A 14,875-nucleotide genomic window follows, 5' to 3' on the forward strand; every position below is an offset into this window, starting at 1 on the left:
CGACTGACACGGTGTTCGGCCTGGTCACAGCGGACAAGCGGTGGCGAAAGTCCTATTCGGGCGACTGCTGTCCGGCCGCGATGATGTCCGCCAACTCGCGGTCGGTCGCACTGAGCTCGTGGTCCGGCTCGTCTTTGCGCCGGGAGCGGATATACAGCCAGTGCAGCAACCCCGTACCGATCACTGCGGCGGCCAAGGCGGCCAGACCGATCTTCCAGCCGGGTGGGCGCCAGGTCAGCTCCAGGTCGGCATCGCGGGTGCCTGCGGGGATATCCACGGCGACAAAGGATTTGGCCACCGTCGTGAACGGGATCGGCTTGCCGTCGAGAGTGACCCGGTAGCCGGGCCAGCCCAGTCGGGCGAACACCACGCGGCCGCCGGTGTCGGAGGAGACGCGCACACGGCTTTCGGTGTTGGTCTCCGATACCGACGTGGCAGTGACGTTTCGGGCGTCGGCGACGCGGCCGTTCACCACGGAGACCGGGCCGTTGATCCGCTCCAGCACGGCGATATAGCGCTCGTGGCCCGGGTAGTCGACCCACTTCCAACCCTCAGGGGAGGGTTGGTTGCGAGCGTCGGGAAACAGGGCCTTCTGCAATACGACTCGGTCGATGAGCATCAGATCGACCAGCGGGCGACCGGTGCTGCGCTCGGGTGCGAACACGCGGCGGTAGGCGTCGGGGCAGACGCTGGAATCCCATCGCATGCAGAGCATTTCGCCGAAGTAGTAATGGCCGGTCGGGGTGTATCCGTTGACGTAGTTCAGTTCCATGTCCTCGGCGTAGTTGCCGAAAACCAGTGAACCGTACGCGCCTTCGAGACTCTTGTCGGTCGGCTGCAGCAGACCGCGCTCACCGAGCTGCAGGGTGGTGCCGGTGAAGTCGGGGAACGCCGCTCGAGCCTCGGCCCGGTTCGCGGGCAGATTCCACGGCATCGGCGTCGGCTGGGCGGCATTGACCTGGTAGTAGGCGATCGGGAACATCGCGACGATGGTCAGCGCCACGGCCGCGGCGGTGCCCCGGCGCCGGCCCAGCCACACCACGCCCGCGCCTACCGCGGCGATCACCAGCGCCGCCGTGATGTGCCGGAACACGTTGTGCGGGTCGGCGGAGAACGACCGCACCCACAGCGCCAGGATCAGCACCCCGGCGGCGATGCCGCGGTGGCGCCAGTTCCGGACGGTGCCGTAGCGGCCGAGCAGCACACCCACCAGCACGAGCAGGCCGATCGCCAGCATCGGCAGCACGCGGACCGGCCAGCGCAGCGGTCCGATCGTGCCGGGGCCCGCGGTCCACATCAGCATGATGAGCGTGAACAGCGCGACCGCGGACAGTTCCCGCCAAGCCTCCCGCGCCCGGCCCCAATCGATGAAGGCGAGTGCCGGGATCAGGAACCAGGCGACGTAGGTGAGCGGCATCGGCTGGATATAGCCCCACCAGGACGTGAAGGCGGGCAGTGTGCTCGGCAGGCTGGCGTTCAGCGATTCCGACCAGGGCACGGTGAGGAACTGGTCGTTGATAATGCTGGAGACGCCGCGCCAGGTCACCTTCGCCGCCAGCATGCTCGGCAGGAACGTGAGCAGTCCGGCGAGCCCGGCGCAGGCGGCCGCCAACGCGAGGCGCAGCACCGGTTTCCACGCGCGGCGGTACACGATCTCCCCGACGGCCACCGCGAGCAGCATCAACGCCGCTTCCACGGCCGGGAAGATGTACTGCGTCGAGATGGTCAGATACAGATACCCGAACACCGGAACGGGACCGGCCTTGCCACGGGTGTAGCGCACCGACGCCGCCCAGGCGTGCACCAGCCAAGCCGTGCCGGTGAGGGCGGTCATCCAGCTGGCCTCGTCGAAGAACAGGAAGAAACCCGACAGCGGGAACGCGATGCCCGCCGCTGCCGACCACGCCGGGCGGCCACCGTAGGCCAGGCAGACCCGGTACACACCGAGGGCGGCGATGATCGAGAAGATCAGTTTGACGATCGTCGCGTACAGCGCCAGATTGTCGACCGAGGGCGCGATCAGGTCGATCAACAGCTGCGGCGGATTGAACAGGCCCGCATCGTCGATGGTGTTGTTGCCCGACATCCACCGATCCGGCCACAGCACCGGGAACTGCCCGTTGCGCAGGGCCCGTCCCAGCGCCACCCACAGGCCGGTGTACTGGGATTCGGTGTCGTCGGTATAGAAGTGACGGACGTTGGCCAGCAGGACCGCGGCGTATCCGGCGATGACCCCGATCGCCGTGACCGCCGCCCACCGCGAGATATCTCGCCGAGTGGGCTCGGAAGCGGAATTCTGCGTGGCCCCCGAGGGTTCGGCCAGCGCTGGCTTCGACACTGCACTGTCGGTCACGAGTTCCACACCCTACTCACCATCCCCGAATTCGATGCGCTCATGCCGCGAGCACGAACAATTTCTCTCGACCACCGGCGATCAACGACCGGTGCAGGATCCGAGATTCGTACGGACCGAACAGCTCATCCAATGTCTGCTCGGTGAAGCGATGGCTTTGTGCCCCCTCACCGGCGTCGGTATAGCGACGCGAGATCGCGGCCACCATGCGGTTGTTGCTGGACGCCAGGTTCCGGATCGGTTCGGCGATGATGACGTGCTTGCGCGCGGCCGCCAGCATCCGGTCCAGGACCGGGACCGGCTCGGGCAGGAACTGGTACATGCTCGCCTGCATCACCAGATAGTCGGCCTCCGGAAACGGGACCTCGGAGTGAACGTTCCACACCATGCCGTGCCCGCCCGCCTTGTTGAGTCGAGCGATGAACCGGCTGTTCAGGTCCAGGCCGGTGTAAGTGCCCACCCAGCCGCGCAGGTAGCGGGTATACAGCGTCGCCGGACCGCAGCACACGTCGACGACGTCGGCGCCATAGGGGATCAGCTCCGCGAGCGCGCGAAACCGGGCCTGATAGTGCCGCCCGTACAGCCCCCGCATGAGTAGTTCGTACACGGTTGCATTGCGGTAGACCGGGCTGGTTCCCAATAGATTCCTCTGCGGACTGTTGGAGATCGGCTGCCCCGCCGCATGGTACGGGGTGCGCGGGGTGCGTGTCGATACAGGGGTCATGGGCGGCGACCCCACCGGTCGCCGTGTTTCGAATAGCTCTCGCGGCGCGCAGCCGCCACGCAAGTATCGGTAATGATCCGCTGGAGCGTGCGAATCCGGCTATACATTCCGTGGATACGGAAATATGCTGCCACTCGTGTCGAATCTGCGGATCAGCGAGGTTGCTGCTTTGATGGGTGTCAGCGATGACACCGTGCGGCGGTATATCGATCAGGGGCGACTGAACGCGATCCAGCTGGACAGCGGTCGCAAGGGCGTGAGCGGCCGTGAGCTGGCGGAATTTCTGCAGGCCAACGCGGAGGCGCCGGAGCCCGGTGCCACGGTGGCCGCTTCCGCGCGGAATCGGATGCGCGGGATCGTGACACGAATCGTGAAGGACACGGTGATGGCCCAGGTCGAGATGCAGGCCGGGCCCTTCAGGCTGGTGTCCCTGCTGAGCCGGGAATCGGTCGACGAGCTCGGCCTCGAGGTCGGCAGCGTGGCGGTCGCGTCGGTCAAGTCCACCCACGTTGTTGTAGAAATCCCGGAAAGTTGATGAGGATGAGGATGATTCGTTCGCTGAGTGCGGTTGCCCTGACCGGCGCCGTCGCATTGACACTGGTCGGCTGTGGATCGGACAAATCGTCCGACTCGGCCCCCACCGACAAGATCTCCGGAACGGTGACGGTATTCGCGGCGGCATCGCTGACCGAGACGTTCACCGAACTGGGCAAGCAATTCGAGGCCGCGCACCCCGGCACCAAGGTCGTCTACAGCTTCGGCGCGAGTTCGGCACTGGCGGAACAGATCAAGCAGGGCGCCCCCGTCGACGTATTCGCCTCGGCGGCGCCGAAGAACATGCAGCAGGTCGTCGACGCGGGCGATATCACCGCCAAGCCGGTGACCTTCGTGCGCAACCGCCTCGAAATCGCGGTCCCCAAGGGCAATCCCGGCCACATCACCGGACTCGCCGACTTCGGCAAGACCGAACCGAAGATCGCGCTGTGCGCCGAGCAGGTGCCGTGCGGTGCCGCCGCCAAGGCCGTCTTCGAGGTCGCGGGTGTCGATCCGCAGCCCGACACCCGTGAGGCGGATGTCAAAGCCGTGCTGACGAAGGTCACCCTCGGTGAAGTGGATGCTGCGCTGGTCTACCGCACCGACGTCAAGGCCGCAGGCGACAAGGTGGAGGGCATCGACTTCCCCGAGGCCGACAAGGCGATCAACGACTACCCGGTCGCAGCACTGGCCAAGGCACCCAACTCCGCCGCCGCGGCAGCCTTCGTCACTTTTATCGAATCCGACCAGGCCCGCGCGGTATTCACCAAGGCGGGATTCGACAACCCGTGATCCGGACGTCGGCGCGACGGCAGGCAGCACGCGGGCGGCGACCGCTCATCCTCGTGCTGCCCGCCGTCTGCGGCTTGGCGTTCCTTTTGTTGCCGCTGGTCGGGCTCCTGCTGCGCGCACCTTGGCACGGCATGCCCGACCGCTTGTTCAGCGCCGAAGTCGGTCGGGCACTGCGCCTATCGCTGGTATGCGCGAGCCTGGCGACCGTCGTCTGCCTGGTATTCGGTATCCCACTGGCCTGGCTGCTCGCGCGCGGCGAGATACCGGGACTCGGATTCCTCCGAGCGCTGGTGACCGTCCCGCTGGTCCTGCCGCCGGTCGTCGGCGGGGTCGCATTGCTGCTGGTACTGGGCAGGCGCGGCATCATCGGCCGCCATGTGCACGAATGGTTCGGTGTCTCACTGCCTTTCACCACCGCCGGGGTCGTGGTCGCCGAGGCGTTCGTGGCGATGCCGTTCCTGGTCATCTCCGTCGAGGGCGCACTGCGCGGAGCCGACCCCCGCTACGAGGAAGCCGCCGCGACCCTCGGCGCATCGCGTTGGCTGACCTTCCGGCGGGTCACCATGCCCTCGGTCATGCCGGGTGTGATCGCGGGCGCGGTGCTGTGCTGGGCTCGCGCACTCGGCGAGTTCGGCGCCACCATCACCTTCGCCGGCAACTTCCCCGGCAAGACCACGACCATGCCGCTGGCGGTATACCTCGCCCTGGAAACCGATCCCGAGGACGCGATCGTGCTCAGCCTGGTACTGCTGTTCGTCTCGGTGGCCGTACTCGCGGCGCTGCGGGACCGGTGGACACGAGGCGCGATATGACCCTCGATGCCGAAATACATATCACCCGAGACAGATTCGAACTCGATATCAGCGTCACCGTGGCGGCCGGGGAGGTCGTCGCACTGCTCGGCCCCAACGGAGCGGGCAAAACCACCGCACTGCGGGCGCTGGCCGGACTCACCCCACTCACCGGCGGGCGCATCCGTCTCGACGAAAACACCTGGGACGCACCGCCGAAGCTGTTCACCCCCGCCGAACGCCGCGCGGTCGGCGTCGTATTCCAGGACTACCTGCTGTTCGCGCACATGTCCGCCCAGGACAACGTCGCCTTCGGACTGCGCGCCCGCGGGCAGCACCGCCGCGCGGCCCGCGACCGCGCGAGGTATTGGCTCGACCGGGTCGGCCTCGCCGAACACCAACACGCCAAACCACGCGCGCTGTCCGGCGGCCAGGCGCAGCGCGTTGCCCTGGCCCGCGCACTGGCCACCGACCCGCAGCTGCTGCTGCTCGACGAACCGCTGGCCGCACTGGACGCGAGCACCCGTTTACAGGTTCGCTCCGACCTCGCCCATCACCTCGCCGACTACACCGGGCATACGGTGCTGGTCACCCACGATCCACTCGACGCCATGGTGCTCGCCGACCGCCTCGTCATCGTCGAAGACGGCAACATCATCCAGGAGGGACCGCCCAGCGAAGTGGCCCGCAGACCACGCTCCGACTATGTCGCGAACCTGGTGGGCCTCAACCTCTATCGCGGCACCGCCCACGGCAATACCGTCGACCTCGACGACGGCGGAACACTCACCGTGGCCGAACCGGCTCGAGGCGCGGTCCATGTCGCATTCCCACCCAACGCGGTGAGCCTGCACCCCGAACAACCCGCGGGCAGCCCGCGAAACACCTGGCCGGTCACCATCATCGGACTCGAACAGCACGCCCACACCACCCGAGTCCGCCTCGACGGCAGCCCATCGGTCCTCGCCGACGTCACCCCCGCAACCGTTGCCGATCTGCGTTTGCAGACCGGAGCGCCATTGTGGGCCGCGGTCAAAGCCACCGAAGTCCACACCTACCCAGCGTGATCGGCCCTACGCAATACCACGCGGAGCCGGTTCCAGTTCTTCGGATATTTCAATGAACGCGACCGTCGCGTGCGTTATGACTCTGCCGACGTGGCCCGCGCGTCGGCGACCGGAATGTGGCGGCAATCGCTGCCGCAGCCGTCGTCGGTCTGTGCGGAGTCAGCTGCGGCAGCGCGGTGCAGGATCGCGCGGACAGCTGTGATGTCGATGCGGTCATCGTGCAGTGCGCCGATGCCGTCGACGATGAGCGAGTACCCGGTTGGCTGCGATGGCGGCCACAGCAAGGTGAGCGCGGGACGTGCGGAAATGTTGCGGCGTGAACGTCGACCGGGCTCGACGATCTGGAGTTGATCTTCCCGCGCGACCGGATCCACCGCGACCACGTGTGGCCGGGCGTCGTCGCCGATGCTGATCAGGTAGGCGAGGTTGTATTGCTCGATAACTTTCACGAGCTCGTCCAGCCGCACCTCGGCGCTCATCTGCCAAGCCTACCCGTCGCGCCGGGCACCGACGGCGGTGTTTCCCCTGGTCCGAGTTGTCCTCGCCCGAGCCGATAGGGCCCGTCCGCGACGTCTACTGACCGCTGACAGAATCGCCCCGGGTCCCGGATCCGCCACATCCCACCCATTGGACACACCGCTGCCTAGACTGACTGCCATGCGACTGAGCACCCGCAATCAACTCGACGGCACCGTCATCTCGGTCACCCGCGGTGAGGCGATGGCCGTCGTACGAGTCCGACTCACCGGAGGCGATGAAATCACCTCCTCCATCACCCGCGACGCCGTCGACGACCTCGCACTCACCGACGGCTCCCCCGTCAAAGTCCTCATCAAATCAACCGAAGTCACCCTCGGCATCGAGTAGTGCCGGTCCGGTCGCGCGGTCTCGACCGGGCGACCGGACGCAGGGGATCGACCATCCTCCGCACTGTCCCACAGCGCGAAACCCACAGCAGTGCAGCTACATTGCGCCGACAGCCCGGACCCGACACGAAGATTCGGCTTCGATCGTCAGTGGTCGAGGAATGCGGTCAGCTCCGCGTCGACAGCGGCGGGATCATCCTCGTGGGCGTTGTGGCCCGCGCCTGCGAGCATTCGCAGCGTCGCCCTGGGGATCAGTTGTGCGAGCGGCTGCGCTTGCGAGGGGCTCACGACAGTGTCCAGTTCTCCCCAGAGGATCAGTGTCCGCGCTCTGATCGTGCCCGCCTCTCGTTGCACCTCGGCCAGATCGAGATTGCGTGGCTGCTTCCACATCGCGGTGCGGTTCTCGTCATGGCTCTGCGGAATCCAGTACGTGTCCGCCAGTTCCTTCGTCAACGCCTCGGGGTGCGCATACGCCCCGCGCAATCCGGCCACGTAGATGTCCTCGGTCATCACTCGCGTGGCCAGTTCACCCAGGACGGGCGTGCGCATCAGCCGCATGTTCGCATTCAGCTCGGTATCCAGGACCAGCGGTGAGATGAGCACCAGTTGATCCACCTCCGAGGGATATCGCGCGGCGAAATCCACGGCGACGGAACCACTCAGGGAATGCGCCAGCACGGAGACACGGGTAAGGCCGATCGCGGAGATGAACTGCCGCAAGGACTCCGCCATGGCCCGCACGTCGTATCCGAAATCCGGATCGTGCAGCGTGGTGAACCCCGAACCCGGCAGGTCGACCGCATAGACGGTGTGACCGGTGGCGAGCGCGGCAATGGTGTCGCGATAGGTGTAGGACCAGAGCGTGCCGCCCGGCAGCAGAACGATCGGCGGTCCCCCGCCTGCCTTCAGAAAATGAAAGCGCGCCACCGCGGTATCGACGAACTGCCCACCATCGAGAGTCGGCGACTCCGCGGGGCTGTCCGCATGCGATACCGCCGGCATCGCCACGCTGATCGACAGCAGAGCCACGATCGCAGACAGCGCTCGCAACCATCGACGTCGAAGGTGTGAGATCCCGTCGCTCGGCATTCGATTCTCCTTTCGCATAGGTGTTCCCGCGCCAGCGGTCTCGTGTCCTGGACGAGGCCGGCAGCTCTTTCGTGACGCAGTCCGGCGGTGCCGTGTGTCACATCCGGGAACGCTGTCGGGTTCTCCCTGGTCAGGACTGCCGGATCAGGGCAACGTCGAACTCGAGCGTGACCTTCGGGCTGACCATGCCCAGGGCCGCCTTCCAATGCACGCCCCAGTCCTTGCGGTTGATCGTGACGCTGCCCGTCAAGCCGACTCGGAAGGCGCCCTGCCCGTCGATGTCCGCGCGGGTCAGTTCGAAGTCCACGGTGACCGGCTTGGTGACACCGCGCATGGTCAGATCACCGGTGACCGTGATGGTGGTCGAGTCGGACTGCTCCACCCGGGTCAGGGTGAAGGTGATCGTCGGGTGGTCGCCGACGCCGAAGAACTTTTTGCCCAGCAGATCGTCGCGCTGCGGGTTGCCGGTGTCGATGCTCTTCGCCTGGATCGTGAGCTGGGCGCTCGATTTCGACGGTTCGTCGCCGTCGAGGTGCGCGCTGCCCTCGAACTCACCGAACCTCCCGCGCACCCTGGTGGACATGGTGTGCCGGGCGATGAATCCGATCCGCGTGTGGCCGGTATCGACGACGTAGGCACCGGTCAGTTCGCTGAGTTCGATCGTGGTTGCCATGGTTGGTCACTCCTGGTGAGCTATGGATTTTCGTGGGTGTTGCGGGTGATGGTGCGCGCGATTGCCAGGGCGGCGAGTTTGTCGGGATTGCGGATGCCGTAGCCGTTGCTGACCCTGCCCTCGACGATTTCGAGTAAGACGACGCCTTCGAGGCGGTCGCCGGCGTAGATGGCAACAGCGGGCTCGCTATTGCAGTTCACCGGCTCGATCCGCACGTCGGGCCTGCGCTGCATCGGGCCGAACAGCGCGATGAGAATCGGGGCCACCTGCTCGGCACCCGTCATCACCAGCTGGCCCGCCGCGGTGGCTTTGCCGCCGCTGTCGGTGGTCCAGGTGACATCCGGTGCGAGCATCGACATCAGGCCCGCCATATCACCGGTGGTCGCCGCCGTCATGAACCGTTCGGTGAGTTCGGCGGTGCGCGCGGCATCGATCGGTCCGAACCGGTTGCGCCGCGCCTGCACGTAGGCGCGGGCCCGATACGCCATCTGGCGCACCGCTGTCACGGATTTGCCTACCGCCGTAGCGATGTCGTCATAGTCGAAGCCGAACACCTCGTGCAGGACGAACACCGCGCGTTCATCGGGGGTGAGCGTTTCCAGCAGTACGAGCATCCCCATCGACACCGATTCGGCGAGCACGATATCGGCCGCGGCATCGTGTTCGATCAACAGCAGCGGCTCGGGCAGCCATGGGCCGATGTACTCCTCGCGGCGCCGGGCACTGGCCCGCAGCGCATTCAGCGCCTGACGGGTAACCAGTTGCGCCAGAAACGATTTCGTGTCCCGCACGGTCGTGAGGTCGACTTGCGCCCAGCGCAGGTAGCTGTCCTGTAGCACATCGTCGGATTCGGTTGCGGAGCCGAGGATTTCGTAGGCGATCGTGAACAGCAGCGGCCGCAGCAGGGTGAACCGCTCGGCATGCTCGTCGGTAGCGCTCACGGGTTCGCCACCACCTCGGAGGCCACCACCGGCCGCTCGGATTGCCGGCCGCCCTTGGCCCAGAACAACGCGCCGGGCTTGCGAGCTTCCCACCGGATTCCCCATAGCGTCCACCTGGTGGCCGTTTCTTTGATCGGCGCACCGATGCGGCCGCCGATATAGGCGTTCATGGGTGTGTCGTCCTTGTGGCTGAACTGCACGATCCCGGCCCGACGGCCGAGGCTGACGTTGGAACCCAGGAAGGCCATGTCCAGCACCGCAGGCTGAGCACCGGTGAGGCGAGCCAGCACGGTGTCGGCGGCCTGCGCGCCGAGGGGCCCAGCGGCCTGGCAGCTCATCCGCAGCGGCCGCCCCGACGGCGCGGCCGCGTCACCGGCCGCGACAATGCGGTCGTCGTCGATGCTGGTCAGCGTTTCGTCGGTGATGAGCCGGCCGAGTGCGTCGGTCTGCAGGCCGCTGCGTGCGGCCAGGTCCGGCACACCGAAACCGGCGGTCCAGATGGTGATCGCACTGGGCACCACGCTGCCGTCGGCCAGTATCACCCCATCCCACAGGACCTCGGCCACCCGCACGTTGTCGAGCACCTCGACCCCATTTCTGGCCATCCACTCGGCCACCAATCGCCGCCCCCGCTCCGAGAACGTGGGAGCCAATCTATCGCCGCAGGCCAGCGTGACCGCATAACCCTGTTCGGCCAGCTCGGCGGCGGTCTCGATGCCGGTGAGCCCGCCGCCGACGACGGTGACCGCAGCGTTCGGCGGCAACTCGCCGATGACGGTACGCAGCCGCTGCGCGTGCTCCAATTCCGCTATGGGGTAGGCGAATTCGGCTGCTCCGGGTACCGATGCGGGCAGCGCCGCGGTGCTGCCGACCGCGTAGACGACATAGTCGTAGTCCAAGGCGCGGCCCGATGCCAGCTCCACGGTCCGCGCGGCGATATCGATGCGGACGGCGTCGTCGACGACCAGCCGCACGCCGTCACCGAGCAGCGTGCCGTAGTCGACCGCGGCTTCACCGGTGCCAGCCACGAACTGGTGCAGCCGCAGGCGTTGGACGAACTTCGGGCGCGAGTTGACCAGGGTGATCTCGACATCGTCGCGCTGCCGCAGCCTGTTGGCCGCCACGGTCCCGGCGTAGCCGCCGCCGATCACGACGACCTTGGTGTAGGTGCTGTTGCGCTCGTTCATGCCCTCAGGACACCGCCGACCACCAAGACATAACAACACGTGACGCAGGTCACCATTGAAGCCAACGCAGCTCACCCGTCGATCCTTCAAAGGGTCGGGCAGGTGACGCACGTCACGCTGTCGTGCCGTCACAGGGATCGGGTCGGCGGCATCTTGTGGTCGTTCGGTGCAGCAGCACCGAACATCGGCAGCGAGGACGACCCTCCTCGCTGCATCCGCCAATGCAGACAGAACGGAAAGACGTCATGAGCAAGGTCTGGTTTGTCACCGGTTCCTCCCGCGGCCTCGGCCGAAGCTTCGTCGAGGCCGCACTGGCCAACGGCGACAGGGTGGCCGCAACCGCCCGCAATGCCGACAGTCTCGCGGAACTCGTCGGCACCTACGGCGAGGCCATCCTCCCCTTGGACCTGGACGTGACCGATAGGGCAGGCGTCTTCGCGACCGTTGAGCGCGCCGCCAAGCACTTCGGCCAGCTCGACGTCGTCGTGAACAATGCGGGCTACGGCCTGCTCGGCGCTGTCGAGGAACTGAGCGAGCAGCAACTTCGAGATCAGTTGGAGACCAATCTGTTCGGCGCGGTGTGGGTCGTGCAGGCCGCGCTGCCGCAGTTGCGTGACAACGGTGGCGGGCACATCATCCAGATTTCCTCGGTCGGCGGTCTGGCCGCGTGGCCGCTGGGCAGTGCGTACCACGCCTCCAAGTGGGCCCTGGAAGGCCTGAGCGAATCCCTCGCCCAAGAGGTCGCCGGCTTCGGCATCAAAGTGACCTTGGTCGAGCCCGGCTCCTACGCCACCGACGGCGCGGCCGGCGGCGTCCACGCCGAGGCCGACCCCGCTTACGCCGGTCTCCGAGAAGCCTTCGCCGCCTACGCGCAGACGCTCGATCTCGGCGACCCCGCCGCGGCAGGCCGAGCGCTCGTCGAAATCGTCGACTCCGCCAACCCACCCCTGCGAGTGTTCTTCGGATCCCAAGGCAACCAGATCGTTTCGCAGGTCTACAACGACCGGCTCGAGACCTGGGCCAACTGGCAGGACCTCGCAACGAAGGCGCACGGGCACACCTCCGCTGTCTGATCGCAGGCGTCCCGCAGCGTTGCCCGGCCCGGCTCAGGTCGAATAATCCTGGGCCGGGCCGAGATTCGCGCGCAGATCAGTTCGCCAGCTGCATCCCGGCGAAACTACCGGCAGGCACACCCGGAGCGCGATTGCCTGCCGGTAGCGGCCTTTCGGGCGCCCATGGAACGGGTCAGCGGTCCGTGGTGAGGAGGGGTTTGAGATCGAGGATCGGCGTGCCGTTGAGAGCCTCGAGGTTGCGGACATGGATGCGGGTGCCGTTGATGGCGAGAATGTGGATGTGGTGCAGACCGATCGGGTTGGGCCGGTGCGGGGCGCGGGTGGCGAAGACTCCGCTGATCGCACGGGTGGTGTCCCCGCGCGGGTGAATGGTGAGGGTGTCGCGATCGGCGCGGTCCAGCCAGGTGAGCAGTAGCACGTCCGTGCCGGCGGTGACGCCGTCCAGTGCGCGCACGTACCGCTCGTCGAGGATCAGCCAGGCTTGCGGGGCTCCTTCATCGGGTTGCCGCGGAGCCGCGGTCGGATCGGTGAGCCCGGATTCGATATGCCCTATCGGGCGCAGCAGGTAGTCGGTCACGGTGTCTCCATTTCGTTGGGCAGCAAGGGGTTCCACGTCGGTCGCAGTCAGAGTGAGACAAGGGCGCGAAGGCGGTCTGCCATGACGCGCCGGGCGGTGTCGGAGGCGAAGGCAACTGTCTCGAATCTGTGCGGCACACCGGGATGGAGGTGGAATTCGACCGGGACCCCGGCCCGGCTCAGACGCACGGCGTAGGTGAGGGCTTCGTCGCGGAAGATGTCGAGCTGACCTACTTCGATATAGGCGGGTGGCAGCCCGGCCGGATCCGCGACGCGGGCCGGTGCGGCGGAGGCCGGGGTGTCGGGCCCACCGGCAGCGTCGCCGAGCAAAGCCTGCCAGGCGGTGCGATTGTCATCCCACGACCACGTGACGAACGGCGCCAGCTGCGGATCGGGGGACGGGGTGCGGTCGTCGAGCATCGGCATGACGAGGATTTGTTTCGCGATAGCAGGACCCTTGCGATCACGGGCCAGGATCGACACCGCGGCCGCGAGGCCACCGCCGGCGCTGTCACCGAAGACACCGATGCGAGCGGGATCGACCCCAAGGTCGTCGGCGTGCTCATGCAGCCAGACCAGCCCCGCGTAAACGTCCTCGACCGGGACCGGGTGGGGGTGCTCAGGGGCGAGCCGGTAGTCCACCGCCAGCAACGGGGTGCCGCTGGCGGACACATACCGGGAAACCGATCCGTCGAACAGGTCGATGTGGCCGAAAAACATCCCGCCGGCATGAAGATAGAGCGCGGCCGGGCCAGGTATATCGGAGGTGTCTTTTCTTGTGTACCAACGCAATCGGATCGTCGCGCCGTCCGCGGTGACCAGTCGGTGGTCGGTGATAGCGGTACCATCCGGGAACGGCTGGGCGGCGTCGGCCTGGCCGATGCGTTCCTCGAACACGATGCGCCTGGTGGCGACATCGCCGACCGGTGGGGGTGTGCTGTCGGCCATCGCGGCGGCGAACGGGGCGTAGGCTTGGGCAACCTGGGGCTCGAGAGTGAAAGACACGGGGGCTCCTCGATACGAACGAGCGAAGTGCTCGCAGTGGACGACCACAAGATGTCTGCGCTCTGATCCCTGTGACAGTGCCGCCCTGTGACTCTCGACATACTCGCCTACGTCGCCTCGGCAGGCAGGAACGCTGCCTGGTATCCCCACTCGCCAGGCGAGAAGATCAGGGCCTTCGCGTGTCAGATGATGTGGTTGGGCTCTTGGGCGTGCGGAGGGTCCGGCGGATGGCGTTGCGGAGCCAGTGGTGGGCGCCGTCGGCTGTGTGTCGGGGATGCCAGGCCATGCCGATGGTCAGCGGCGGCAGTGCCAGGGGGATGTCGAGCAGGTGCAGTCCGAGGTTGGTCGCGTCGTCGGTGAGGGGCGACGGATCGGCACCGGGGAGTGCGGCAGGTACGAGGCAGACGACGTCGGTGCGGGCGGCGAGGGTCATGGCGGCCAGGTGGCTGGGGAGGACGACGCTGACCCGCCGGTGGAGGTTGTGCTCGGCCAGCGCGGTGTCGAGCGGGCCGGTGAACCGGCCACGGCGGCTGACCGCGACGTGTTGGGCGGCAGCGAGCCCGGCCGGGGTCAAGGGTTCTTGGGTGAGGTGGTGGCCGGGCCGGACGGCCGCCACCATGCGCAGACTGACCAGTTCTTCGACCTGGGTTTCGGGATCTACGTGGTCGATGGATCCGATCTCCAGATCGATCCGGCCGTCGCGGAGTGCCGATCCGGCCTCCAGCTCCTCGGCCCGGAGCCGGAACGAGACCCCCGGCGCCTCCTGCTGGGCCAGTTGCAGCAGTCGCGGGGCCAGTGCCGCGCCGACCAGGTCGGCGGTCTGGATGGTGAAGGTGCTGCTCAGGCTGGCGGGGTCGACGCCCGTGCCGGGGCTGAGCAGTGCTGCGAGGCTGCGTACCACTGCCGCGGCTTCGTCGCGCAGGGCCTCGGCACGCGGGGTGGGGACCATGGTCTGTCCGGCCCGGACCAGGAGGGGGTCTTGGAGAATGCGGCGCAGGCGGGCGAGGGTGCGGCTCATGGCGGCGGGCGAGGTGTGCAGGCGGGCGGCGGCGCGGGTGACGCTGTGCTCGGCCAGCAGGGCGTCCAGCGCGATGGCGAGATTGGCGTCGATGACCGGATTCGGGCTGTTCACCAGCATTATTCCATTTCAGTCAATGATTCCGTGCTGAAGTTCCCATTGTGGCAACGCTTGGCGCTCCGCAGG

General features: G+C 67.0%; 16 protein-coding genes. 6 read left to right on the plus strand and 10 right to left on the minus strand.

Annotation, left to right across the window (positions count from 1 at the left end):
- Positions 1 to 52 precede the first annotated feature (52 nt).
- The gene (locus ACQP0C_RS37830; protein ID WP_433734769.1) at positions 53 to 2,266 is read right to left on the minus strand and encodes a hypothetical protein; all 2,214 of its coding nucleotides are present in this window, start codon (positions 2,264 to 2,266) and stop codon (positions 53 to 55) included.
- A 127-nt stretch (positions 2,267 to 2,393) separates the two neighbouring features.
- A complete protein-coding gene (locus ACQP0C_RS37835; protein ID WP_433728028.1) occupies positions 2,394 to 2,945 on the minus strand; it encodes a class I SAM-dependent methyltransferase in 552 nt (183 codons plus the stop codon).
- A 268-nt stretch (positions 2,946 to 3,213) separates the two neighbouring features.
- Here ACQP0C_RS37835 and ACQP0C_RS37840 point away from each other — a divergent pair, with 268 nt between their 5' ends.
- From ACQP0C_RS37840 to ACQP0C_RS37855, 4 genes are read left to right on the plus strand one after another with little or no spacing between them, the layout of a single operon-like run.
- A complete protein-coding gene (locus ACQP0C_RS37840) occupies positions 3,214 to 3,612 on the plus strand; it encodes a TOBE domain-containing protein (RefSeq protein WP_433728030.1) in 399 nt (132 codons plus the stop codon).
- A gap of 11 nt (positions 3,613 to 3,623) precedes the next feature.
- A complete protein-coding gene (modA, locus tag ACQP0C_RS37845; RefSeq protein ID WP_433728032.1) occupies positions 3,624 to 4,403 on the plus strand; it encodes a molybdate ABC transporter substrate-binding protein in 780 nt (259 codons plus the stop codon).
- Positions 4,403 to 5,215 (plus strand): molybdate ABC transporter permease subunit, encoded by an 813-nt coding sequence (modB, locus tag ACQP0C_RS37850; RefSeq protein WP_433734770.1) that lies wholly within the window; start codon positions 4,403 to 4,405, stop codon positions 5,213 to 5,215. The genes modA and modB overlap by 1 nt, the downstream gene beginning before the upstream one ends.
- Positions 5,212 to 6,261 (plus strand): ABC transporter ATP-binding protein, encoded by a 1,050-nt coding sequence (locus ACQP0C_RS37855; RefSeq protein WP_433728034.1) that lies wholly within the window; start codon positions 5,212 to 5,214, stop codon positions 6,259 to 6,261. Before modB ends, ACQP0C_RS37855 begins: the two co-directional genes overlap by 4 nt.
- A gap of 74 nt (positions 6,262 to 6,335) precedes the next feature.
- Here ACQP0C_RS37855 and ACQP0C_RS37860 read toward each other — a convergent pair whose 3' ends face one another.
- Positions 6,336 to 6,740 (minus strand): pyridoxamine 5'-phosphate oxidase family protein, encoded by a 405-nt coding sequence (locus ACQP0C_RS37860; RefSeq protein WP_433728037.1) that lies wholly within the window; start codon positions 6,738 to 6,740, stop codon positions 6,336 to 6,338.
- 178 nt (positions 6,741 to 6,918) lie between these two features.
- On the opposite strand from ACQP0C_RS37860, the gene ACQP0C_RS37865 reads away from it, so the two are divergent.
- Positions 6,919 to 7,128: a TOBE domain-containing protein gene (locus ACQP0C_RS37865; RefSeq protein ID WP_433681062.1), complete on the plus strand. Its 210-nt coding sequence runs from the start codon at positions 6,919 to 6,921 to the stop codon at positions 7,126 to 7,128.
- A gap of 146 nt (positions 7,129 to 7,274) precedes the next feature.
- On the opposite strand, the gene ACQP0C_RS37870 is transcribed toward ACQP0C_RS37865, so the two are convergent.
- From ACQP0C_RS37870 to ACQP0C_RS37885, 4 genes are all read right to left on the minus strand, one after another.
- Positions 7,275 to 8,216: an alpha/beta fold hydrolase gene (locus tag ACQP0C_RS37870; protein ID WP_433728040.1), complete on the minus strand. Its 942-nt coding sequence runs from the start codon at positions 8,214 to 8,216 to the stop codon at positions 7,275 to 7,277.
- 130 nt (positions 8,217 to 8,346) lie between these two features.
- On the minus strand, positions 8,347 to 8,889 hold the full coding sequence (locus tag ACQP0C_RS37875; protein WP_433728043.1) for a YceI family protein: 543 nt from the start codon (positions 8,887 to 8,889) through the stop codon (positions 8,347 to 8,349).
- A gap of 20 nt (positions 8,890 to 8,909) precedes the next feature.
- Entirely contained in the window at positions 8,910 to 9,830 is a 921-nt protein-coding gene (gene sigJ, locus ACQP0C_RS37880) for an RNA polymerase sigma factor SigJ (RefSeq protein WP_433728045.1), read from the minus strand.
- Positions 9,827 to 11,017 (minus strand): NAD(P)/FAD-dependent oxidoreductase, encoded by a 1,191-nt coding sequence (locus ACQP0C_RS37885; RefSeq protein ID WP_433728047.1) that lies wholly within the window; start codon positions 11,015 to 11,017, stop codon positions 9,827 to 9,829. The genes sigJ and ACQP0C_RS37885 overlap by 4 nt, the downstream gene beginning before the upstream one ends.
- Before the next feature lie 245 nt (positions 11,018 to 11,262).
- On the opposite strand from ACQP0C_RS37885, the gene ACQP0C_RS37890 reads away from it, so the two are divergent.
- The gene (locus ACQP0C_RS37890) at positions 11,263 to 12,090 is read left to right on the plus strand and encodes an SDR family NAD(P)-dependent oxidoreductase (RefSeq protein WP_433728050.1); all 828 of its coding nucleotides are present in this window, start codon (positions 11,263 to 11,265) and stop codon (positions 12,088 to 12,090) included.
- Positions 12,091 to 12,262: 172 nt separating this feature from the next.
- On the opposite strand, the gene tsaA is transcribed toward ACQP0C_RS37890, so the two are convergent.
- The 3 genes from tsaA to ACQP0C_RS37905 form a co-directional block, all read right to left on the minus strand.
- Complete coding sequence (gene tsaA, locus ACQP0C_RS37895) at positions 12,263 to 12,667, minus strand: tRNA (N6-threonylcarbamoyladenosine(37)-N6)-methyltransferase TrmO (protein ID WP_433728052.1); 405 nt, start codon at positions 12,665 to 12,667, stop codon at positions 12,263 to 12,265.
- A gap of 47 nt (positions 12,668 to 12,714) precedes the next feature.
- A complete protein-coding gene (locus ACQP0C_RS37900) occupies positions 12,715 to 13,671 on the minus strand; it encodes an alpha/beta hydrolase (protein ID WP_433728054.1) in 957 nt (318 codons plus the stop codon).
- A 166-nt stretch (positions 13,672 to 13,837) separates the two neighbouring features.
- Complete coding sequence (locus ACQP0C_RS37905; protein ID WP_433728056.1) at positions 13,838 to 14,809, minus strand: LysR family transcriptional regulator; 972 nt, start codon at positions 14,807 to 14,809, stop codon at positions 13,838 to 13,840.
- Positions 14,810 to 14,875: the final 66 nt, after the last annotated feature.

The sequence above is a fragment of the Nocardia sp. CA-129566 genome (assembly GCF_050956075.1).
Lineage (GTDB): Bacteria > Actinomycetota > Actinomycetes > Mycobacteriales > Mycobacteriaceae > Nocardia.